This window comes from Vibrio furnissii CIP 102972 (genome assembly GCF_000176175.1).
Classification (GTDB): Bacteria; Pseudomonadota; Gammaproteobacteria; order Enterobacterales; family Vibrionaceae; genus Vibrio; species Vibrio furnissii.
The window spans coordinates 193592-214469 of sequence record NZ_ACZP01000013.1 but is presented as its reverse complement, the minus strand read 5'-3'; the positions used below and the strand labels follow the sequence as shown (position 1 = coordinate 214469).

18 protein-coding genes are annotated in these 20878 nt (G+C 54.2%); 9 read left to right on the top strand and 9 right to left on the bottom strand.

What is annotated here, in order from left to right:
• Positions 1–4: 4 nt before the first annotated feature.
• The 4 genes from VFA_RS05020 to VFA_RS05005 are packed head-to-tail and all read left to right on the top strand — an operon-like array spanning position 5 to position 3597.
• Positions 5–1192 carry a beta-ketoacyl-[acyl-carrier-protein] synthase family protein gene (locus VFA_RS05020; RefSeq protein ID WP_038151396.1) on the top strand — a complete coding sequence of 396 codons (1188 nt, stop codon included), beginning with the start codon at positions 5–7 and terminating at the stop codon, positions 1190–1192.
• On the top strand, positions 1185–1649 hold the full coding sequence (locus VFA_RS05015) for a hotdog family protein (RefSeq protein WP_004725234.1): 465 nt from the start codon (positions 1185–1187) through the stop codon (positions 1647–1649). The genes VFA_RS05020 and VFA_RS05015 overlap by 8 nt, the downstream gene beginning before the upstream one ends.
• The gene (locus tag VFA_RS05010; protein WP_004725231.1) at positions 1646–2371 is read left to right on the top strand and encodes a 3-ketoacyl-ACP reductase FabG2; all 726 of its coding nucleotides are present in this window, start codon (positions 1646–1648) and stop codon (positions 2369–2371) included. Before VFA_RS05015 ends, VFA_RS05010 begins: the two co-directional genes overlap by 4 nt.
• Positions 2368–3597, top strand: a complete 1230-nt coding sequence (locus tag VFA_RS05005; RefSeq protein ID WP_004725229.1) for a beta-ketoacyl-ACP synthase — start codon at positions 2368–2370, stop codon at positions 3595–3597. Before VFA_RS05010 ends, VFA_RS05005 begins: the two co-directional genes overlap by 4 nt.
• An 82-nt stretch (positions 3598–3679) precedes the next feature.
• Here the strand turns inward: VFA_RS05005 and VFA_RS05000 are convergent, their stop codons facing one another.
• The gene (locus VFA_RS05000) at positions 3680–4054 is read right to left on the bottom strand and encodes a DMT family protein (protein WP_086027286.1); all 375 of its coding nucleotides are present in this window, start codon (positions 4052–4054) and stop codon (positions 3680–3682) included.
• Between the two features lie 7 nt (positions 4055–4061).
• On the opposite strand from VFA_RS05000, the gene VFA_RS23875 reads away from it, so the two are divergent.
• From VFA_RS23875 to VFA_RS04985, 4 genes are all read left to right on the top strand, one after another.
• The gene (locus VFA_RS23875) at positions 4062–4229 is read left to right on the top strand and encodes a hypothetical protein (protein ID WP_004725225.1); all 168 of its coding nucleotides are present in this window, start codon (positions 4062–4064) and stop codon (positions 4227–4229) included.
• A gap of 100 nt (positions 4230–4329) precedes the next feature.
• On the top strand, positions 4330–5259 hold the full coding sequence (locus tag VFA_RS04995) for an aminoimidazole riboside kinase (protein ID WP_038151395.1): 930 nt from the start codon (positions 4330–4332) through the stop codon (positions 5257–5259).
• Between the two features lie 310 nt (positions 5260–5569).
• On the top strand, positions 5570–6958 hold the full coding sequence (locus VFA_RS04990) for a carbohydrate porin (RefSeq protein ID WP_004725222.1): 1389 nt from the start codon (positions 5570–5572) through the stop codon (positions 6956–6958).
• Positions 6959–7095: 137 nt separating this feature from the next.
• On the top strand, positions 7096–7860 hold the full coding sequence (locus tag VFA_RS04985; RefSeq protein WP_038150983.1) for an EAL domain-containing protein: 765 nt from the start codon (positions 7096–7098) through the stop codon (positions 7858–7860).
• A gap of 134 nt (positions 7861–7994) precedes the next feature.
• Here VFA_RS04985 and VFA_RS04980 read toward each other — a convergent pair whose 3' ends face one another.
• Together VFA_RS04980 and VFA_RS04975 are read right to left on the bottom strand one after the other, a co-directional pair.
• A complete protein-coding gene (locus VFA_RS04980) occupies positions 7995–9626 on the bottom strand; it encodes a glycoside hydrolase family 32 protein (protein WP_004725215.1) in 1632 nt (543 codons plus the stop codon).
• Positions 9627–9782: 156 nt separating this feature from the next.
• Positions 9783–10769 carry a LacI family DNA-binding transcriptional regulator gene (locus VFA_RS04975; RefSeq protein ID WP_038150980.1) on the bottom strand — a complete coding sequence of 329 codons (987 nt, stop codon included), beginning with the start codon at positions 10767–10769 and terminating at the stop codon, positions 9783–9785.
• Between the two features lie 305 nt (positions 10770–11074).
• On the opposite strand from VFA_RS04975, the gene VFA_RS04965 reads away from it, so the two are divergent.
• The gene (locus VFA_RS04965; protein ID WP_004725212.1) at positions 11075–12514 is read left to right on the top strand and encodes a sucrose-specific PTS transporter subunit IIBC; all 1440 of its coding nucleotides are present in this window, start codon (positions 11075–11077) and stop codon (positions 12512–12514) included.
• A gap of 55 nt (positions 12515–12569) precedes the next feature.
• On the opposite strand, the gene VFA_RS04960 is transcribed toward VFA_RS04965, so the two are convergent.
• The 6 genes from VFA_RS04960 to VFA_RS04935 form a co-directional block, all read right to left on the bottom strand.
• Entirely contained in the window at positions 12570–13841 is a 1272-nt protein-coding gene (locus tag VFA_RS04960) for a sensor histidine kinase (protein ID WP_004725211.1), read from the bottom strand.
• Positions 13825–14514 (bottom strand): response regulator transcription factor, encoded by a 690-nt coding sequence (locus tag VFA_RS04955; RefSeq protein WP_004725210.1) that lies wholly within the window; start codon positions 14512–14514, stop codon positions 13825–13827. Before VFA_RS04955 ends, VFA_RS04960 begins: the two co-directional genes overlap by 17 nt.
• A gap of 271 nt (positions 14515–14785) precedes the next feature.
• A complete protein-coding gene (locus tag VFA_RS04950) occupies positions 14786–16927 on the bottom strand; it encodes a TonB-dependent siderophore receptor (protein WP_370447171.1) in 2142 nt (713 codons plus the stop codon).
• Positions 16928–17036: 109 nt separating this feature from the next.
• Positions 17037–17906 (bottom strand): AraC family transcriptional regulator, encoded by an 870-nt coding sequence (locus VFA_RS04945; RefSeq protein WP_004725208.1) that lies wholly within the window; start codon positions 17904–17906, stop codon positions 17037–17039.
• Between the two features lie 220 nt (positions 17907–18126).
• Positions 18127–19662 (bottom strand): DHA2 family efflux MFS transporter permease subunit, encoded by a 1536-nt coding sequence (locus VFA_RS04940; protein ID WP_004725207.1) that lies wholly within the window; start codon positions 19660–19662, stop codon positions 18127–18129.
• Positions 19663–19671: 9 nt separating this feature from the next.
• The gene (locus VFA_RS04935; RefSeq protein ID WP_004725206.1) at positions 19672–20871 is read right to left on the bottom strand and encodes an HlyD family secretion protein; all 1200 of its coding nucleotides are present in this window, start codon (positions 20869–20871) and stop codon (positions 19672–19674) included.
• Between the last annotated feature and the right edge of the window lie 7 nt (positions 20872–20878).

Genomic DNA, 20878 nt, shown 5'->3' with positions numbered 1-20878 from the left:
CATGATGAATTCGCATGCTTCGTTTCCAATTTTCATTCATGACTGTGGCTTTCACTCCGCAATGGGATGTGAAACCGCACAAATTCACAGCACGCTGGCCAGTGGCCATGGCGCGCACATGCTGCGCGACGACACCATCCTCAACACTGGTACCGCCACTATCATTGGTCGCGTGACCGAATCTCTGCCCGAGATTCCCGCCACATTGGCACGTCACGCGTCGCGCAATAACCAACTGGCGCTGTCAGCGTTACAGCAAATTGAAGCCAGCGTGCGCCATGCCATTGCGCGCTTTGGCGCCGACCGCATTGCCGTGATTGTCGGCACCAGCACCTCAGGGATCTCAGACGGCGAGCACGCCTACGCGCAGAAACTCGACCAAGGCGATTTCCCTGCTGATTATCACTATCGTAAACAAGAACTCGGCAACACCAGCGATTTTATTGCCGATTACTTTGGAATTACCGGCCCGTGTTACGCCATTTCGACCGCGTGTTCCTCCAGCGGCCGCGTGTTTATCAGCGCCAAGCGCATGCTCAAAGCCGGCTTGGTTGACGCGGTGATTGTCGGTGGCGCCGACACCATCTGCAAACTCACGCTCAACGGGTTTAACGGGTTGGAAGCCTTATCGAACACACTCTGCCAGCCCTTCAGCGCGGAGCGCAATGGTATCAACATCGGCGAAGCGGCCGCGTTGATGCTGCTCAGCCGCGAGCCCAGCAACATCGCCTTGCTTGGCGTGGGCGACAGCTCCGACGCTCACCATATTTCTGCGCCGCACCCTGAAGGCCTTGGCGCGTATGAGGCGATGCAAAAAGCGCTGACCGATGCCGGTTTAACGCCACAGGACATTGGTTACATCAACGCCCATGGCACCGCGACACCGCTGAACGACAGCATGGAGAGCAAAGCGATATTCCGTTTGTTTGGCGACGGCGTGCCAGTGAGTTCCACCAAGCCGCTCACCGGCCACACGCTGGGCACAGCCAGCGCAACGGAAGCAGCCATTGCTTGGCACATCTTGCGTTACGATTTGCCGCTCCCCAAACAGCGTTGCCAAAATAAAGCGCCAGACATTGCCATCACCTTGGTGGAGTCTGACCAAACGCTGCAAGGAAAAGCCATTTTAAGTAACTCGTTTGCCTTTGGAGGCAACAATATCAGTTTGATTTTTGGATACGTCAATGCGTGAATACCCAGCCATAGAGCAACTGCTTCCCCACGCCAGACCTATGATTCTGGTCGATCGCGCGCTCACCATCGGTGCGGAGTCGATTCATTGTCAGGTCGACATCGGCGATCACTTGATGTTTTTTGATCAGGCGACGCAAACCATTCCAGCTTATGTCGGTATTGAGTTTATGGCTCAATCCATCGCTGCGTGGTCCGGTTTCCATGCCCTTGAAAAAGGAACCGAACCACCGATCGGATTTCTGCTCGGCAGTCGCCGTTACCAAGCAGAGTGCGATCATTTTTCTCAGGGACAAACGTTGGATATTCATGCCGAGCAAGTCATGGAAGATCACGGCATGGCCGTGTTCTCAGCTCGTCTTGAGTATCAGGGTCAGTTAGTGGCACAGTGCCAGCTTAATGTGTACGTGCCATCAGAAGAAAAATTACAAGAAATGAAAATCAGGAGTCACGCATGACCCGACAAGTTCTCGTCACCGGCGCCAGTAAAGGCATCGGCAAGGCCATTGCAATTCAGTTGGCAGAGGATGGCTTTACCATCGTTGTCCATTACATGGGCGATGAAAAAGGCGCACAAGACACGCTCGACACCATTTTTCAAAACGGCGGACAGGGCCGTTTGATCCAATTTGATATCAGTGATCGCGCCATGTGTCGCTACAAAATTGAACACGACATTGAACAACACGGCGCCTACTACGGCGTGGTGAACAATGCCGGCATCACCCGGGACACCGCCTTCCCGGCCATGACCGAAGAAGAATGGGATGGCGTGATCCACACCAACCTCGACAGCTTCTACAACGTGCTCCACCCGTGCGTGATGCCGATGGTGCAACTGCGCAAAGGGGGTCGGATCGTCACGCTGGCTTCCGTATCCGGCATCATGGGTAACCGCGGTCAAACCAACTACAGCGCTGCAAAAGCGGGCGTCATTGGCGCGACCAAAGCGCTGGCATTGGAACTGGCGAAGCGTAAAATCACCGTCAACTGTGTCGCGCCGGGCCTGATTGATACCGGCATGATCGACGATCACGTCAAAGAGCACGCCCTACCTCAAGTACCGCTGCGCCGCATGGGTGAACCCGAAGAAGTGGCCGGTTTGGTGAGCTACTTGATGTCGGATATTGCGGGTTACGTCACCCGTCAGGTTATTTCAGTCAATGGAGGTCTGCTATGAGCCGTCGCGTTGTTGTCACCGGGATGTCCGGTATTACTGCTTTCGGGAACGATTGGCACACCATTGAACCCAAGCTGCGTGATTGCCAAAACGCCACGCAGTACATGCCAAGCTACGAACAATATGAAGGGTTGAACACCAAACTGGCCGCGCCGGTGATGGGCTTCGAACTGCCCAAACATTACAAGCGCAAACAGGTACGTGGCATGGGCCGCGTCTCGCAACTGGCCACCGTCGCGACTGAAAACGCGCTGATGCAAGCTGGATTGATTGGTCACGACGTATTAACCAACGGTGAAACCGGCATCGCCTATGGCTCCTCTACTGGCAGCACCGACGCCATTGGCGCCTTTGGGGTGATGCTGAACGAGAAAACCACCAAAGCGATTACCGCCACCACGTACGTGCAGATGATGCCGCACACGGCTGCGGTGAACGTTGGCCTGTTTTTCGGCCTGCGTGGCCGTGTGATTCCCACCAGCAGCGCTTGTACTTCCGGCAGTCAGGCGATTGGTTATGCGTATGAAGCGATCAAACATGGCTACCAAACCGTGATGGTCGCAGGCGGCGGCGAAGAGCTGTGCCCAACCGAGTCGGCAGTGTTTGATACCCTATTTGCGACCAGCCTGCGCAATGACGCCCCCAAAACCACACCGCGCCCATACGACAGCGAACGCGATGGCTTGGTGATTGGTGAAGGCGCTGGTACGTTGGTGCTGGAAGAGTACGAACACGCCAAAGCGCGCGGCGCAAAAATTTATGCCGAAATCATTGGTTTTGCCAGCAACTGCGATGCAGCGCATGTCACCCAGCCGCAAATGGAAACTATGCAGATCTGCATGGAAATGGCGCTGCGTGATGCGCAATTGGATCCGGCCAAAATCGGTTATGTGTCGGCACACGGCACGGCCACTGACCGCGGTGACATTGCCGAGAGTAACGCCACCGCGAACGCGCTGGGTAAAGTGCCCATCAGCTCATTGAAAAGTTATTTTGGCCACACATTGGGCGCATGCGGCGCAATTGAAGCGTGGTTAAGCCTTGAGATGATGCACACGGGTTGGTTCCACCCCACGCTCAACCTCGACCATCTGGATCCGCAGTGCGGCGATCTAGACTACATCACCGGCAGCGGCCGCGAGATGAACGTCGATTACGTCATGAGCAACAACTTTGCGTTTGGCGGCATCAACACCTCGATCATCTTTAAACGCCACGCTGAGTAACGCCGATAGCGCACTCGCCAATGGTCAAAAGCCGTCCCTCTGGACGGCTTTTTTGTCTCAATAGGTCGTCAGTAAGACGATATTAAGCCACCGCGCGGCTGAGTATTTCTAAAATCTGCGGGCGGAAAATAAAGAACACGGCACCGAGCAAACACAATCCTGCCCAGACAAAGTCCATTCGAAACGGCTCTTTCATGTAAATCAAGGCAAATGGCACAAACACCGACAACGTGATGACTTCTTGTAAAATCTTCAATTGGCCGAGGTTCATGACGGTGTAACCAATGCGGTTGGCTGGCACCTGAAACAGATACTCAAACAGCGCGATGCCCCAACTGAGCAGCGCCGCGACAATCCACGGTTTATGTCCCAATTCACGTAAATGGGCATACCAAGCAAAGGTCATGAAAACGTTACTGATCAGCAGTAGGCCAATGGTGATCAGCATCGGAGGAATAGCGAACATGCAGAGACTCCAAAAAAACACGCACGAAAATGCGCGCAGTGTGCGCCGAGTGGCGCAGGTCGTCAATCGGATTCACCAGCATCATTCAAAAGGCGGCCACAACAAAACTGGGAACGATACCGAAAATAAAATTAAATTGCCTCTGGATTGGTTTATTTCTCCTTAATGGATCACAAATCTGAATGACAATAGCAGGCGAAGCGGCTTTGCCACTGGTCATCACGAACGCTTGGATTACACTGGGGCAAATTTTGTGGAGAAATACGATGAGCAAAGTATGGGTCACCGGCGACGCAGTCGTCGACTTAATTCCGGATGGGGACGCACACTACCTGAAATGTCCCGGCGGCGCGCCAGCCAATGTCGCCGTTGCAATTGCACGTCTGGGGGGCAACAGCGCTTTTTTTGGCCGAGTCGGGAACGATCCCCTTGGCCGCTTTATGCAGCACACCCTGAGACAAGAGCACGTGGATTGCCAACACCTGATCTTGGACGACGATCAACGCACGTCGACAGTCATTGTCGATTTAGATGACCGCGGTGAGCGCAGCTTTACGTTCATGGTCAAACCCAGCGCTGACCAATTTCTACAACCCACGGATATTCCTGCGTTTCATGCCGGCGACTGGTTACATGTGTGCTCCATTGCGCTAGCCAATGAACCGAGCCGCAGCAGTACGTTTGAGGCCATTCAACGCATCAAACAAGCGGGCGGCTTTTTCAGCTTTGACCCCAATCTACGTGAAGAGGTGTGGGCCAACCCCGAACAACTCACCGATGTGGTGATGCGCGCGGTCGCGTTGGCAGATGTGGTGAAATTTTCCGAAGATGAGTTGATGTTACTGACCGGTACTCAATCCATCGAACTTGGCCTGCAAGCCTTAGCGCCGCTCGCCTTGCCACTGGTGGTGATCACCCAAGGGGCCAAAGGGGCACTGGTGGTGACCTCCAGCAGCCAAACGTTGGTCAGCGGCAAAGTCGTCAAACCGGTGGATACCACAGGCGCCGGCGATGCTTTTGTGGGTGGTTTGCTGTATCAACTCTCCGTCAGTGAACACTGGCAATCAAACGATGCGATCACGCAAGCCATCCATTTGGCCCACGGTTGCGGCGCATTGGCCACCACGCAAAAAGGCGCAATGACCGCCCTGCCCGATTTAGCGGCATTGCAACACTTCCTAAGCGAATCACGCTGAATCTGTCCATCAGGCGAGCCACGTGCTCGCCTTTTTATCGCCCATAGCACGTGACTGAACACATATTGCCAGATCACAAATTCCATTCAGATCGTGAATCAGCTAAAAGTTTTCACACACAATTCGGGATCGTTCCCTAAAAGTTAGATATAGTCCATTTCACACAAAGAGTCCGTTTAAAAGGCTTTGTTCGACTTCAATAGTGCAACAAAGCCGAGTAAAGGGATTCAAAATCCCACGCTGCTGCACGATTATTTGGGAACGTTTGCAAAACTCTCGAATTTATCATCCAATGTGGAGAAACAGAATAATGAAAACTAAAGCATTGACGCTGGCCGTTGCCGCTGCCCTCTTCCCTGCCACTGCGGTTTGGGCGAATTCGGATCTGTCTGCGCTGGAAGCGCGTATCAACGATCTGGAATCACGCCTGGCACAAACGGAACAAACCGCGCAACAAGCGCAAGACACGGCATCCTCGTTTGAATTCCATGGTTACGCTCGCGCCGGCCTGTTGGTCAACGACGATCTCAACGGCGCCAACGGCACTGGGCCTTACATGACCGCCGCTGGCGCGCTGGGTGCGCCTGTGGGCCGCCTTGGTTTAGAAGATGACAACTATCTCGAAGCGAACTTGATCCACAATCGCACCATGGACGACGGTTCAAGCGCGCGCTTTCACATCATGCTGGCCGACAGCGTTGAAACCAACAACGAATGGACGGCCGACGACAGCCAACTCAACGTGCGTCAGGTGTATGCTGAACTGAGCAACTTGAGTTCTTTCTCGGGGCCGTTTGAACACGCGACGCTGTGGGCCGGTAAGCGCTTTGATCGCGATAACTTTGACATCCACTTTTTTGACTCGGACATCGTGTTCCTTTCTGGCACTGGCGCAGGGATTTATGATGTGCAATTTACCCAACACTGGAAAGCCAACTTTTCTATCTATGGCCGCGACTTTGGCGAAATCGACAGCTCCAGCACCGATGTCGAAAACTACATTGCGACCATGAACAACCGTTTTGGTAACTTCCAAGTGATGGTCAGCGGCATGGCCTCATCCGACAACCAAAATCGTGACACCGACAGCGCCTCACCAACCAAACGCGCAGAAACCGGTGTGCACGCACTGTTTGCCTATCATGGGCAAAGCTTCTATGGCCTGAGTGACGGTTTTTCCAAATCAGGCGTGTTGGTCGGTCAGGGATTAGGCGCTGAACTGAAAGGCATCGGTTCCAACGGCGACCTCAACGAGGACGCCAAAGCCATGCGTGTGTTCAGCTACGGCGTGACCCGCTTTGCGGATAACTGGCGCATCGCCCCAGCCGTCATGGCGGAATACAGCCAAGATCGCATCAAAACCAACGATGAATTCAAATGGGCCTCCGTCAACGTGCGTTTGGCACAAGAGCTGACCCAAAACTTTGAAATGGTATACGAAGGCACATACCAATACATGGATTTGTACAACAGCGTCGACCAAGCCAAAGGCAGCTTCTACAAAGCGACGATTGCTCCGACCTTCAAACTGGCAACCTCGGCGGGCTTCTTTGACCGCCCAGAAATCCGCTTTGCCGTGAGCTATGTCGACTGGAGCAGTGCGCTGGATGATTACGCCGTGAGCCTCGACAGCGATGCCAGCACCATGGGCAATGGCGGCGAAACCGTCTTTGCCTTGCAAATGGAAACTTGGTTCTAGCCCAGCGTATATCACATTGCCTCTATCTACCCGGCCTCGGCCGGGTTTTTTGTGGCGTTCAAAAATGGGGGCAGCCAGTTGCAGAGCCGAAAAGCGCCAACTAACCTTGAGGTGAGGTTCAGGAAAAGGCGGATGAAATGAGCGAAAAATCAGAACATTGCGAACGAGCGGTCTGCCAACACTGCGCAGCAGCGCATTCCTTGGACTTCGATTTCACCATGGCGTTTCAGCCCATCATTGACTGTCAAACGCAGCAGGTTTTCGGCTATGAGGCGCTGGTGCGCGGCCTCCACAATGAACCTGCTCCTGTGGTGATTGCCCAAGTGACCGATGCAAATCGCTACCTGTTCGATCAGCAATGCCGCGTGAAAGCCATTGCACTCGCCGCCCGTTTGGGCGTCGAAGGCATGTTGAGCATCAACTTTTTACCCAATGCCGTCTATCAGCCAGAGCGCTGCATTCGTACTACCTTAGAGACCGCCAAAGCGCACCAGTTTCCCACCCAGAACATCATGTTTGAGTTCACCGAAGGCGAACACATTGTCGACAGTGGCCATGTCAAACGCATCATCGAATACTATCAGTCGCTCGGGTTTAAAACCGCGATAGACGACTTCGGGGCAGGATATTCGGGGCTGAGCTTGCTGGCCGATTTTCAAACCAACATCGTCAAACTCGACATGGCGCTGATCCGTAACATCGACAGCGATGTGGCGCGTCAAGCCATCGTGCGCCATTGTCTGGCGATGTTTGCTGAACTCCATATCACGCCACTGGCGGAAGGCATTGAAACGCTGGCCGAATATCAATGGCTCAAGGAGGCGGGCGTGGCCCTGATGCAAGGTTATCTGTTTGCCAAGCCTGGTTTTGAATGCCTGCCTGCGGTGAATTTTATCCGTTGATCTTGGCGCTGAGCTTGTCCTTAAGCTTGGTCTTGGTCTTGGTCTGGTCTGGTCTCAATCTTAGTCTTAGCCTGCAACGACAAAAGCCACCCTAAGGGTGGCTTTTGAACAAGCGATGATCACCAACACCCTGTTTAACGCGGGGCAAATGACCATTGCATGGCATTGAGCGGGGCAAATGTTGCGTCAGCAACCGCATGCTTAAGGGAAATATGGGTCGCATTGGGCGGCGTAAACACGCGCCCAGTCATCACCTGCTCACCATCGTTGATGAAAATTTCCAGCGAAGAGTTATCTGCCAGAATGCGCAGTTTCACCTCGCTGGATGTGAGAGGCAACTCGCGAATGGTATCGCCTTGGCGAATTTGGGTGTGGGTGCGGTCAAACCGCAGCACGCCTTGCGCGCGGTCGAGTGTCAGCACCACCGCGTGCGCATCATCGTGCAGCAAGTGCAGTTCACTGTCCCACGGCAACGTCACTTCCAGATCGAAGCTCTTTGTACCCAGATCTTGCGGCTGCTCATTGAGCGTGATTGCGCACGCTTCGCCACGCAATTGCGCCAGTTCTGCGCTCGGCTGCTGGATGATTTTGCCATTGTGCCAACGCAGTTCACGCAACGCCGTAAACTGATGAATCCAGCCATTATCGCAACTAGGATGTTCAAGCTCATCCGGCAATCCCATCCAGCCGCACATCACGCGGCGACCATCAACGGTTTGCATCGACTGCGGCGCATAGAAATCAAACCCCGCGTCCAGCTGCCATCCTTCCAGAAAGTGAAATCCGCCCTGCTCATCTTGATCCACATGGAAAATGCGATTTTGATGCACGATGGTGTGATGTGGATTCTGCGAACGAATCCCCTGCGGGCCAAAGACCACAAATTGCTTGCCCGCCATCTCAAACCAATCTGGGCACTCCCACATGTAACCGTAAGGCGCCAACTCTTCACCATAGAGCTTGTCAAACTGCCAGTGCTGCAAATCCGTTGAATGGTAAACGGCCAGACGACCTTGCAGATCCTGCGTCTGCGCACCAAGCAACATGTGCCAACGCCCTTGGCGGTGCACCACTTTGGGGTCACGAATGTGCTCAGTCACGCCCGGCGGCAACGTGCGGATCAGCGGGCCCAGTTTTTCAAACTGATTGTGCTCATTAAGCCGCGCGGCACATTGCATCGTCTGGCGCTGGCGGTCGTGGCCAAGACGCGTGTTGCCCGTGTAGAACAACCACAAATCGTCACCGTCACTGACGGCGTGACCGGAAAAGACCCCGTGACTGTCGAACCAATCCGAAGGCGTGAGCGCGATGGATTGCCACGTCCAATTAACCAAGTCTTGGCTTTTCAGGTGCACCCAGTATTTGTCTTTGTGTTCACAGGCAAATGGATACCACTGATAGAAGAGATGGTACGCACCGTCGTGATAGATAAAGCCGTTCGGATCGTTCAGTAACCCTTGCGGTGGAGAGATGTGCCATTGCGGACGATACGGACACGCGGTGGGCTGCAAATACGCCGCAGCAGCTTGACGCTGCGCGCTGGCAATTGTGCGGCCAAGCGCGGCAAGGTCGGCATCCGTGATTGCCAAATCGCGCGCCATGCTCAGTTGCCATTCGCCCAGCACCGATTCGCCGCTCACATCGTGCGGCAGGGGCTGCACACGCTCAGCATCACGCACCGCTACCGTCACCCGCCCTACCGGGGCCAAAATTCGTTGAATGTTATCGACCCCGCCCGCGAGATCAATCAGTCGCTGTAGTGACATGAACTTACCTAAAATTATTTTCGGGAACGTTCTCAAAAATATAAAACAAACATCGATTCCGCAAGTTTTTCCGCAATAAAGTGAGGGGCAATCCGGTTGAGTGTGAAGCCGGGCACAGAAACCCGGCCACCATCGAGCGAGAGATGAAGGGAAGATTTAGCAGGTTTCGCGGGCGACATTCTGGAACGTGAGCACCACTTTACTCATTTCCTGACCGCGTCCGGCGATGCGTTCGAGCAACATTTTCGCGGCATTTTCTCCCGCTTTATCAAAAGCATAGTTAAAGGTCGACAGCGATGGCGTGCTAACATAGGCCAGTTCATCATTGCCCACGCCCAACAATTTCACCTGCTTACCCACCTGCACACCCGATTCTTGCAGCGCTTTGATCGCCCCAACGGCTAAACGGTCGGTTGCGCAGAACAAGCCGTCCATGTGCGGGTACGCGTTGAGCTGTTCTTTCGCCAAACGGTAGCCCGATTCAATCGAAAAATCGCCGCGCACATGAAACAGCAGCGGTTGATTGTGAAACGCCAACGCCTGCGCCAGCCCTTGTGAACGCAGCACATCCACCGCAATGTCATCACTTTGCACCCCGATAAACCCGATCTGCTTGCAGCCCGCTTGTACCAAGCGATTACCCGCTTCAAAACCGACGCGCGTATCATCGTGCACCACACTAGGAATGTTGTGTAGCGAGCCATCTTGCCCCACCAGCACCACCGGGACCGCTGATTGTTGAATCGCTTTGACGAGCGGCGCGTCCAGATGCGTGGCGTAAAAGACGATGCCTTCTACCCGCTTTTGGTTAAAGATTTGAATGTAATCCAATTCTTTGGCGTGTACTTGATGGGTATTGGCAAGCAGCACGTGCTTTCCGGCTTGTTCGAAAATCGACGTCAGGCCATCCACGCCCTGCGCCGTCGCGTGGGACGACACTCGCGGTACAATCACGCCAATCAAATTGGTTTTCTGTGATTTAAGGTCTTTCGCCACTTGGTTTACGACGTAACCACACTCAGACACAGCCTTTAACACTTTGATTTTTGTCGACTCTTTGACGCCGTACTCATCATTAATCACCCGAGAGACGGTCGACTTTGACACGCCAGCCAGCCTAGCGACGTCATGCAAACTTGCCATAAAGCATCCTATTCACCTTCATATTGGGATTGATTGCAGAATCTCTGCGATTCAACCGCGGCATAAGCGTGATTTTACCCTTGTTTTGTCGTTTCTCGATCCTGCTTTTGGCGATCACTCTCACAGAATTCACTATGTTGTTTTGACCGAATCGCATTAATTGACAAGAATCGATTTTGCAAACGTTCCCAAAAATACAATCATAAAGCAGTACATCGCTGAACCCAAACGCCATGAAGCGGCCAACACCACGCCACTTTCAGCGGAATGGGTCTACTGACAAGTTACAAGAACCGGGGTGAGTTATGGACTATCCAGTCATAGCAAAACAACTTCTCGAGCACTTGGGTGGCAAAGCCAACATCCAAGCGCTGGCACACTGCGCAACACGACTACGTTTGGCCGTGAAAGATGAAGCGCAAATTGATGAAAGCGCGATTGAAACGCTAGACGGCGTCAAAGGCCAGTTCAAGGTCGCGGGCCAATACCAGATCATTTTTGGCTCAGGCATCGTGAACCAAGTGTATGCCGAAATGGCGAAACTGACCGGCATGGCCGACATGTCGACCAACGACGTCGCCAGTGCGGGCGCACAGAAGCAAAATATCGTGCAGCGCGCAGTCAAAGGTTTATCGGATATTTTCGTGCCCATCATTCCCGCCATCGTCGCGGGCGGCCTGCTCATGGGCTTGTTCAACGTTTTGACAGCGAAAGGCTTGTTCATCGATGGTCAATCGCTGATTGATGCCAATCCGGGTCTGGCGGATCTAGCCAGCATGATCAACACCTTTGCCAACGCCCCATTTGTTTACTTACCGGTTCTGCTGGCGTTCTCTGCGTCACGCAAATTCGGCGGAAACCCATTCCTTGGCGCAGCGCTGGGGATGCTGATGGTGCACCCGGATCTGCTAAACGGTTGGGGCTTTGGCAGCGCGACCGTGGCTGGCACGGTGCCGACGTGGAATATTCTCGGGCTGGAAATTCAGAAAGTGGGTTATCAAGGCTCGGTGCTGCCGGTGTTGGTTTCCGCGTTTATTCTGGCCAAAGTGGAGCTTGGGCTGCGCAAAGTCATTCCCTCAGTACTCGACAACCTGCTCACCCCGATGCTGGCGATTTTCATCACCGGTTTCCTCACGTTCACCTTAGTCGGCCCCATCACGCGTGATGTTGGCTTTATGCTGGGTGATGGCCTGAACTGGTTATACGATTCGGCAGGCTTTATCGGCGGCGCACTGTTTGGGTTTATCTACGCGCCCTTCGTGATTACCGGTATGCACCACAGTTTTATCGCCATTGAAACGCAATTGCTGGCCGACATTGTCACCACAGGCGGGACGTTCATTTTCCCGATTGCGGCCATGTCGAACGTGGCGCAAGGTGCTGCGGCGCTGGCGGTCGGTTTTACCACCAAAGACATCAAGCTTAAAGGCATCGCTGTGCCATCGGGCATCACCGCGCTCCTAGGGATCACAGAACCGGCGATGTTTGGTGTCAACCTGAAACTGCGTTACCCGTTTATCGCCGCCATTACCGGCTCTGCGATTGCGAGCGCGTTCATTACGCTGTTTAACGTCAAAGCCCATGCACTGGGCGCGGCAGGTTTGCCGGGCATCATCTCCATCAACCCAGAAAAAATCGGTTACTACGTGGTGGGCATGGTGATTTCGTTTGCAGTTGCGTTTGGCCTGACCCTGATGCTGGCCATGCGTGAAAAAGCAAAACAAGGCGTTCGCGCCACGGCGTAATGCATCCCCCTTGCATTCACGCATTTGCCCACTCCACGGAGTGGGCATTTTTATGTTATTGCCAACGAAAGTTAATGGTCACATCACGGCCATGATCGTGTTCGATGGTGTGATACGGCCATGCGTAGTGACGAATAATACGATTGGTCAGCTCCAGCCCTAAGCCAAAACCGAGTGTATCGTGTGCGTTGGCGCCACTGTGATCATGATTGGCAATGGTGACTTGAGACCCGCGCTGCGTGATGACCACTTTGCCCAGCAGCGTATGCTGGTACGCATTGCGAATGAGGTTACTCAACACGATATGACACAGCGTTTTTGGCAGCAAAAATTGTCCTGCAGAGAGCTGCACGTCTACCGTCACCTCTTTGTCGCGCACCAAATAGTGCAGCTCCTGACAAATCTGCTCGATCAGAGCCTGCAAATTGACTTCACTCAGCGGCGGCTCGCTCTCTTTACCACGATTGAGCCACAGCAGCGTTTCAGTTAGATCGGTCATGGTGACGCCAGCGCGCACAATCCGCTCCACCACCTGCTTCTGTTTTTCCAAGCTCTCTGGCTTATCCAGTAGCTTTGCCAGTAACTCGGCGTTGCTGCGCACCACCGCGATGGGTGTGCGCAGTTCATGGCTGGCATGCGCCAAGAACTTTTGCTCGCGACGCAGCGAATCTTCAACTGTTGACAAGCTGCTGCGCACCACGTCGGCCAAGCGGTTCAGTTCGTTGTACTGAAAATCTGGCAGCGGTTCATTTAACTGATTCGGCGTGAGGTGTTTCGCCCATTGCCACAACCGTTCAATGGGCCTTGCGACCATTTGCATCAAGAACATCATGCACAGCGCGAAAATGACAATGCCCAGCGCACCGTAGCTCAACAGTTTGATGACATGTGGCCATTTGCCCGCGGGCATGTCCCGTTCAAACTTAGGGTGATTGAAGTCATCCACCACACGCGAAATGTAGAGCGTTTCGGCACGGTCTTGATCGTAGCGCATCAGAAATAGCGCTCGTTTGGGGGTCGAGAACCAACTCGAACGATCGATGTGTTTGAGCAGTTCAAGGTGTTCGGTGGGCTTGGCAAACTCAGCGCGAATTTCCGGCTGCACATCTTGCCAGCGACGCGCCACTTGAAACCCGAGCATGCGTTCCGGTTTGCCTTCCAATAGCTCCGCGCGATGGCCAATTTCCAGCATGGTCATACGCATACCGCCATCGAGCCCTTGCTCAAAGTAATTGGCGGCCAATGTGGAATAACTCAGCACCGTGATGGTGCCCATCGCCATCACCGAAAAGGCAAAAAAGATTTTGAGGCTACGACGCAGTTTCATCGTTGCCCTGCCGTTGTATCGCAAATCCGTAACCCGGTAACGTATGAATCAAAGGCTCTAGCCCCGCTTTGTCGATCTGTTTGCGTAAGTTGAACATGTGCACTTTCAAGCTGTTGCTGTCGGGTTGATCGTCGCCCCACACATTGAGGACAATTTTCTCCCGTGAAACACCCGACGGGTATTCACGCATCAGCAGTTCGAGAATTTTAATCGCAATCGGTGACAGCTTGATCTCCTGCCCGGCGCGCGTGACTTTGCGCTGCGCTATATCCAGCACCAAATCCGCCACGCGCAATTTCGACACTTGGCCGCTGCGACGTTTCGCCAGCACCTGCACCCGCGCCATCAGCTCTTCCATTGCAAACGGCTTCACCAAGTAATCATCCGCACCGTGGCTAAAGCCTTGCAGTTTATCGTCCAGCGTATCGCGCGCCGTGAGCATCAGTACCGGCGTTTCAATCCCCCGTTCACGAATGCGCTCGCACACCACCAGCCCTTCAATTTTGGGCAAGTTGAGATCGAGCACAATCACGTCGTAGCGATTTGCCATGATCAGGTTGTAGCCCACTTGTCCGTCGGCCGCAAAATCGCAGTCGATCGCTTCCAACGACATGTAGTCAACCAAAGCGGTGGCCAGATCGAGATCATCTTCCACCAATAACGCCTTTAACATTCCTTTCACCTACTGTGGTCGCGGAGCCGTGCTGCAATGCATACGGCGGCTGCGCAAATGGTCGACGTGACGAACGTCGCTGCGCTGCGCGCGGTATGTCGTGCTTGATTCTGTTGTCTATCATAGCGTCATTGGATGATGCCAAACAAAAACACAGATCAAAACCGTCGACTTTTTTCGAGGTGTTCAAGCGTAACGTCAAGCGGGTTAAGGGTGGGTTAACCGAATGCAAAACGCCCGGTCGAAACCGGGCGCTTGACGTCTGCGTCAATCAGAACTGATAGCCGAGTTTCAATTCGATGGTGCGCTCTGCACCGTACCAGCAGTTCATGTTGTTGTAACAGGTGTAGTACGTTTGGTCGAACAGGTTGTTGGCGATCACATCCGCACGCGCGCCTTGCAGGCGGTCGCTGATCTGGCCCAAATCGTATCCAAGCGACAAGTCAACCACAGTGTAATCCGGCACTTTGCCTTGCGTATTGGTCGCATCCATATACATTTCGCCCACATAACGCGCGCCGCCGCTGACGCGACCGCCGCGTAACACCCCGTCATCCACTTGGTACGTGCTCCACAGTGTGGCGCTGTGCTTGGGCACATAAATCGGCGTGGTGCCTTGCAAGCCATTGGCGCTGTCTTTGGTCACTTCAACATCCGCGTAAGTGTAGCTTGCTGCGATGTCCCAGTTTGGCGTCAGCCACCAGCGACCTTCGACCTCTACGCCTTGCGAGCGCACTTCGCCCACCTGAATATCATCCTGATAGTTGGCCGAACTTGGGTCAGTCACCACCACATTGTTTTTCACAATGTGATACAGCGACACACTGGCCTGCTTGCTCATATCCGCCGACTGATACTTCACGCCCACTTCCACTTGCTCGCCAGTTTCCGGCTTGAATGGCTGACCAAACTGACTGTCGGTGCCTGCCACCGGTGAAAAACTGGTGGCGTAGCTGGCAAACGGCGCAATCCCAGAATCAAACTGATACAGCGCGCCGACGCGATACGAGAACTCGGAGTCATCCGCTTTGGTGGCGTAACCCGACACTTCGCTGTTGCTGGTGTAGTGATCAAAGCGGCCGCCTGCAATCAACACCCAACGGTTCCAGCGCAGTTGATCCTGAACATAACCGCCGAGCTGTTTGATTTCGATATCGTAGTCGTACGCATACTGCGCCGACACCGTGCTGCTATCGAGCAAATTGTTGTTGGGGTTGAACAGGTTAAAGCTGCCAAAATCGCTGTCAGTGGTGGTGTAGGTTTGGTACAACGAGTCCCCTTTCAGGCGTTGGTAATCCACGCCAAATAGCAGGTTGTGTTCCACGCTGCCCCAATTGATCACACCGGACAGTTGGTTATCCACCACCAAACCGTTGTAACTTTCATCGGTGCTGTAAATGTTGCGCGTCAGCACGCCCGTGGTTTCATCAAAACCACCACTGCTGTGATAGAGGTTTTTCTGGGTCAATGATGCGTCGGTGTAGCGCAGGTTCTGTAAGAACGCCCAGTTGTCGGTGAACTGATGCTGCACTTTATAACCCAGCATCAGAATTTCACGCTCGAATTTGCTCCAGTTGGTGTCACCCGCGTAAGTCGAGGAGGACGTTGACCCGTTGGCGTTAGAGGTCACGGTACCTGAGGCAGGCAAAGCCGAGTTCATGCCCATCGCCGGATCGTTCTGATAATAGAGGTTAAGATTGATCAGCGTTTTGTCGGTGACTTGCCAGTCGAGTGACGGCGCAATCAAATACCGCTCTTCCTCCGTACCATCAACCTGGCCGTCCTGTTTGCGCGCTTTGGCAATCAAACGGTAAGAGAGCGCATCGCTGAGCGGCCCGGTGGTATCGAGCGTCACTTGCTGCAAATTGCGCGAACCCGTGGAGGCCGACACTTCGGTGCTGCGCTGCTGTTGCGGCGCTTTGGCTATCACGTTCACCATGCCGCCCGGAGGCATCGCGCCATACAACACCGATGTTGGGCCTTTGAAGACCTCCAGTTGCTGCATCGCAATCGGATCAATCTGTGGCTGCAAGTTCCAGCCTTTGAGGTATTGCAGCACCAAGCCATCGTAATAGCTTTGGTCGACCTGAAAACCGCGAATGTAGAAGTTGTCGTACATGGTAACGGAACCGCCTTTGGTTTCTGTCACCACGCCCGGTGCGTAGCGCAGCGCTTGACCAACCGACGTCACGCCGCGCTGCTCAAGCAGTTCGCCGTCAATCACGGTGATGCCTTGCGGCGTTTCTTCCGGCGCCAGCGCCGTTTTCGTCGCGGTGTTGCGATAGGTTTGACCCAAAATGGTCACGGTTTCTGTGTCTGCGCTTGTGGACTCATCGGCGGCAACACTGGTGGTGGGCATCAAAAGTGCCAAGATCGCCAACGCGACCGGCGACAATGTGGTATGCGGATTCAAATCCATGATGGTTAACTACCCTGCTTTTCTTATTGTGAGAATAAATATCATTTGTATTCTAAGCAAAGCGCGGCGTGAAAAGTTAACAATTTGGAGCATGTTGCGCCGCTCAGGCGATCTCAATCGGCAACCAATAATCCATCTCGGCATGCACAGCCGTGCCGTCATATCCGGCGGGATAACGTTCCAATTCAAACCCATCCACGCCGCGATAGATCGATTGCGGCAACCAATCGAAAATAAACCAAGCCAGCGTTTGTGGCAGCAAGGCAATCGGGCCACGATGTTTCACCACCGCGTAAGTTTGCGCAGGCACCGTCACGCATTCTGCGCCCGACACGGGAAGCGTGCTGGTCGCCCAATAGATCAACGCATGGTCATTGTCAGCGGCGGCCGTCACGTCAATCACGCCGGTCAGTGGCTGCGGGGTTTGATGCGCCATCAGCGGCGAAAACTGCGCCCACACACTTGGCACCTGCTCAGCAAAATCAGGCGCTGCCGCGAGCAAGCCGCGAATCGGCGTCGCAAGGCCGTAAAAGGTTTCCGATTCCGCCGATTCCACCCGCACTTGCATCAGTTGCGGCGTTTGGCTCACTGGCGGCGTGCGCTGCGCCAGTTGCAGCGGTTTGCGCAGCCCAGTGTGGCGACCAAGCTTACGATAATCACGCGGGCTGAGGCCAAAATGTTGCCGGAACGCGCGGCTAAAGCTGATTTCAGAACTGAAACCGTTGGCGAGCGCAATATCAATCACCCGCGCCGAACCATGAATCAGAGCTTCGGCGGCTTCGCTCAGTTTGAGTTCACGCACGTAGTTGGCGACCGTCAAGCCAGTCTCACTCTGAAATACCCGCTGTAATTGCCAGCGTGACCAACAGCTTTGCTGCGCCAAATCATCCAGCGACAACGGCTGATCCAGATGCGCATGGATGTAGTCCAGCAGTTTGCAAATGCGGTTAAACGATGAAGAAGGACGAGTCATGACAGCAAAACACCTCGAAAATAGAGGGCTTAGTGTCGCACAGATGACGAGTTAATGAGAAGTGTTATCAATTAAAAACTCAACAACCGTGAGTGAGCCAGCAAACGCAAGACGAAAAAGGGGGCTGAAAGTCAGCGAGAGTCCAATTCCTGACAAACAGCCCCGTGGATTAATTCGTTTCGTGCGGTTTATTGAGTGCGTGTTGTTTAGTGCATGTTATTTAGTGCGCCGCGGACGCATCCACCGCGTGTTTCGGTTTCGGCGCCATCCAGATCATGCACGCGGCCACGGCAAAAATCACCGCGATCACCAAGAACAGTTGGTTGGTCGCGACCATCACACTTTGCCCTTGCAGCATGCCGTCCAGCGCCGAGCGGGTTTGATCGGCGCTCATGCCCGCGTTTTGCATCGCTTGCGTCGCCACGCCCGCTTTGTCGGTCAAGCCCGCCAATTCAGCATGCACGTAGCGCGACTCGTGCTCCCACGAAGTGTTGATCATCGAGGTGGCAAACGCGCCGGACAAGGTGCGGATGAAGTTCATCAGCCCCGCCGCCGATTCCATCTCATGGGGCTTAACACTGCCGAGCGCAATCGCCGTTAGCGGCACGAAGAACAGCGGCATCCCAATCCCCTGCACGAACATTGGCCAACTCACCTGCTCAAAGGTCATGTCGACGGTGTTGAAACTGCGCATAAAGGTCCAGAACCCAAGCCACATCACGCCGACAAACACAAACGGCCGCGGGTCATATTTCGACGACAAGTTGGCGATAATCGGCGCAAGAAACACCGCCAGTATGCCCATGGTCGCCGTCGCGTACCCCGAAATGGTTGCGGTGTAGCCCATGAAGTTCTGCAACCAGAGTGGGGTTAACACCGTCGTGGCGAAAAAGGCGCCAAAGGCGAGCGACAACGTGACCATGCTCATCGCATAGCCACGATGACGGAACACTCTTAACTCCACCACCGGATTGCGCTCGGTCAGCTCCCAAATCAGGAAGGCGACAAAGCCTATCGCGGCAATCACCGCCAACGTTACAATGCGTGACGATTCAAACCAGTCATGGTCTTTGCCTTCGTCCAACATCAGTTGCAAAGCTGCTACCCAGACAATCAGCAACAGCAGGCCGATTTTATCGATCGGCAAACGTTCATTCTTGGTTTCGTATTTTTTCAGGATCTTCCAACCGACGAATGAGGCAAAAATGGCAAATGGAATGTTCACAAAGAAAATAAACGGCCAACTGTATTGGTCACACAAGATACCGCCTAAAATCGGCCCCATGATCGGCGCCACCAAGGTAGTCATCGACCAGATACCGATCGCCGCGTGACTCTTGTCTTTCGGGAAGATACGAATCATCAGCGTTTGTGACAGCGGCATCAGCGGGCCACCTGCAAAGCCAAGGAATACGCGGCACATCACCAACATGTTGAGGCTTGTTGATAAGCCACACAGCAGCGAGAAAAATCCGAAAAAGAAGAAACACGTGACGAACACGCGAATCGATCCAAAACGCCGCGCAAGCCATCCGGTTAACGGAACCGAAATCGCTTCCGCCACCGCATAAGACGTAATCACATACGTCCCTTGACTTAAAGACGTGCCCAGCCCACCTGCGATATTCGAGACCGACACGTTGGCAATCGTGGTATCCAAAATGGCAAAGAAGTTTGCCATCGCCAGACAGAGGGCGCCGAGAAACAGCGCCCCACCTGACAAAGGTTTGATGTCATTGTCAGAGGTATGACTCATGGCTTCACCTTAGCCTTGTTCTGACACTTTCGCGGCGCGAAACTGCGCAATCACCTGCTCGTTGCTATCCGCGGAAGTATCGACGGTAACGACCATCGACAGCCCCACTTGCAGCGGATGCGACTGCAAATCGGTTGGATCGAGTTCAATACGCACCGGCAGACGCTGCACGACTTTGATCCAGTTCCCCGTGGCGTTTTGCGCCGGAATCATTGAGAACGCCGACCCCGTGCCGCCTGAAAATCCAGCCACCACGCCGCGATACGTGACATCGTCACCGTAAATATCGGCGGTGAGTGTCACCGGCTGCCCCACTTTCACGTTGCGCAGTTCCACTTCTTTGAAGTTGGCATCCACGTAAATGCTGTTGATAGGCACCACAGTCATCAACGGCATCCCCACTTGCACGCGGCGGCCTACTTGCACCTGACGTTTGGCGATGATGCCGCTGATCGGCGCGCGAATCACGGTGCGGTCCAAATCCACTTTGGCTTGCTCAAAACGCGCTTTCGCCAGTAGCACTTCCGGGTTGTTTTCCACCGTGGTGTTGTCCGTCAACGCCGCGTTGGCTTTTTGCGAACCGATGGTCGACAGCTTGGTCGCTTGCGCTTGTGCCATCGCCGCTTTGGCTGCATTTAAGTTCGCTTGCGCTTGTTGATAGCCAGTTTTGGCGTTGGTCACTTCTTCGCCGGACACCGACCCGCTGCGCACCAGATCTTCACGGCGCGTTAAGTCAATTTTGGCGCGCGCAAAATCGGCCTGCGCAGCTTTGAGTTGCGCTTCGGCGCGTTGCTCGCTCGCTTCCTGCGCTTCAACCATCGCGGTTAAGCCTTCGTCATTGGCGAGGTAACTGCGCACGCGGCGTTCGGCCAGCGCCAAATCTGCGGCCGCTTGCTTGAGCGCCAACCGCGCATCGGTATCGTCGATTTGCACCAGCACGTCGCCTTGGTTGACGTATTGGGTATCGACCACGCTCACGCGGGCAATGATGCCGCCCACCGCAGGGGTCACTTCGGCAATCTCAGCCGCTGCGTAAGCGTTGTCGGTCGACACATAGCGTGAGCCGATGAAATGCCAGTAGGCGCCGTAACTGCCTCCGGCGAGGATCACGGCCGCCGCCAGTGCGAAAAAACCTTTTTTGCGCGATTGCTTGGCACGCGCGGCATCAAATTCTGTTGGTTCTGATGGGATGTTGTCTGATGAACTCATGGGATAG

Coding starts and splice junctions, on each gene's coding strand:
- VFA_RS05020 (WP_038151396.1), top strand. CDS start 5: ATGAATTCGCATGCTTCGTTTCCAATTTTCATTCATGACTGTGGCTTT.
- VFA_RS05015 (WP_004725234.1), top strand. CDS start 1,185: ATGCGTGAATACCCAGCCATAGAGCAACTGCTTCCCCACGCCAGACCT.
- VFA_RS05010 (WP_004725231.1), top strand. CDS start 1,646: ATGACCCGACAAGTTCTCGTCACCGGCGCCAGTAAAGGCATCGGCAAG.
- VFA_RS05005 (WP_004725229.1), top strand. CDS start 2,368: ATGAGCCGTCGCGTTGTTGTCACCGGGATGTCCGGTATTACTGCTTTC.
- VFA_RS23875 (WP_004725225.1), top strand. CDS start 4,062: ATGCAGAGACTCCAAAAAAACACGCACGAAAATGCGCGCAGTGTGCGC.
- VFA_RS04995 (WP_038151395.1), top strand. CDS start 4,330: ATGAGCAAAGTATGGGTCACCGGCGACGCAGTCGTCGACTTAATTCCG.
- VFA_RS04990 (WP_004725222.1), top strand. CDS start 5,570: ATGAAAACTAAAGCATTGACGCTGGCCGTTGCCGCTGCCCTCTTCCCT.
- VFA_RS04985 (WP_038150983.1), top strand. CDS start 7,096: ATGAGCGAAAAATCAGAACATTGCGAACGAGCGGTCTGCCAACACTGC.
- VFA_RS04980 (WP_004725215.1), bottom strand. CDS start 9,626: ATGTCACTACAGCGACTGATTGATCTCGCGGGCGGGGTCGATAACATT.
- VFA_RS04975 (WP_038150980.1), bottom strand. CDS start 10,769: ATGGCAAGTTTGCATGACGTCGCTAGGCTGGCTGGCGTGTCAAAGTCG.
- VFA_RS04965 (WP_004725212.1), top strand. CDS start 11,075: ATGGACTATCCAGTCATAGCAAAACAACTTCTCGAGCACTTGGGTGGC.
- VFA_RS04960 (WP_004725211.1), bottom strand. CDS start 13,841: ATGAAACTGCGTCGTAGCCTCAAAATCTTTTTTGCCTTTTCGGTGATG.
- VFA_RS04955 (WP_004725210.1), bottom strand. CDS start 14,514: ATGTTAAAGGCGTTATTGGTGGAAGATGATCTCGATCTGGCCACCGCT.
- VFA_RS04945 (WP_004725208.1), bottom strand. CDS start 17,906: ATGACTCGTCCTTCTTCATCGTTTAACCGCATTTGCAAACTGCTGGAC.
- VFA_RS04940 (WP_004725207.1), bottom strand. CDS start 19,662: ATGAGTCATACCTCTGACAATGACATCAAACCTTTGTCAGGTGGGGCG.
- VFA_RS04935 (WP_004725206.1), bottom strand. CDS start 20,871: ATGAGTTCATCAGACAACATCCCATCAGAACCAACAGAATTTGATGCC.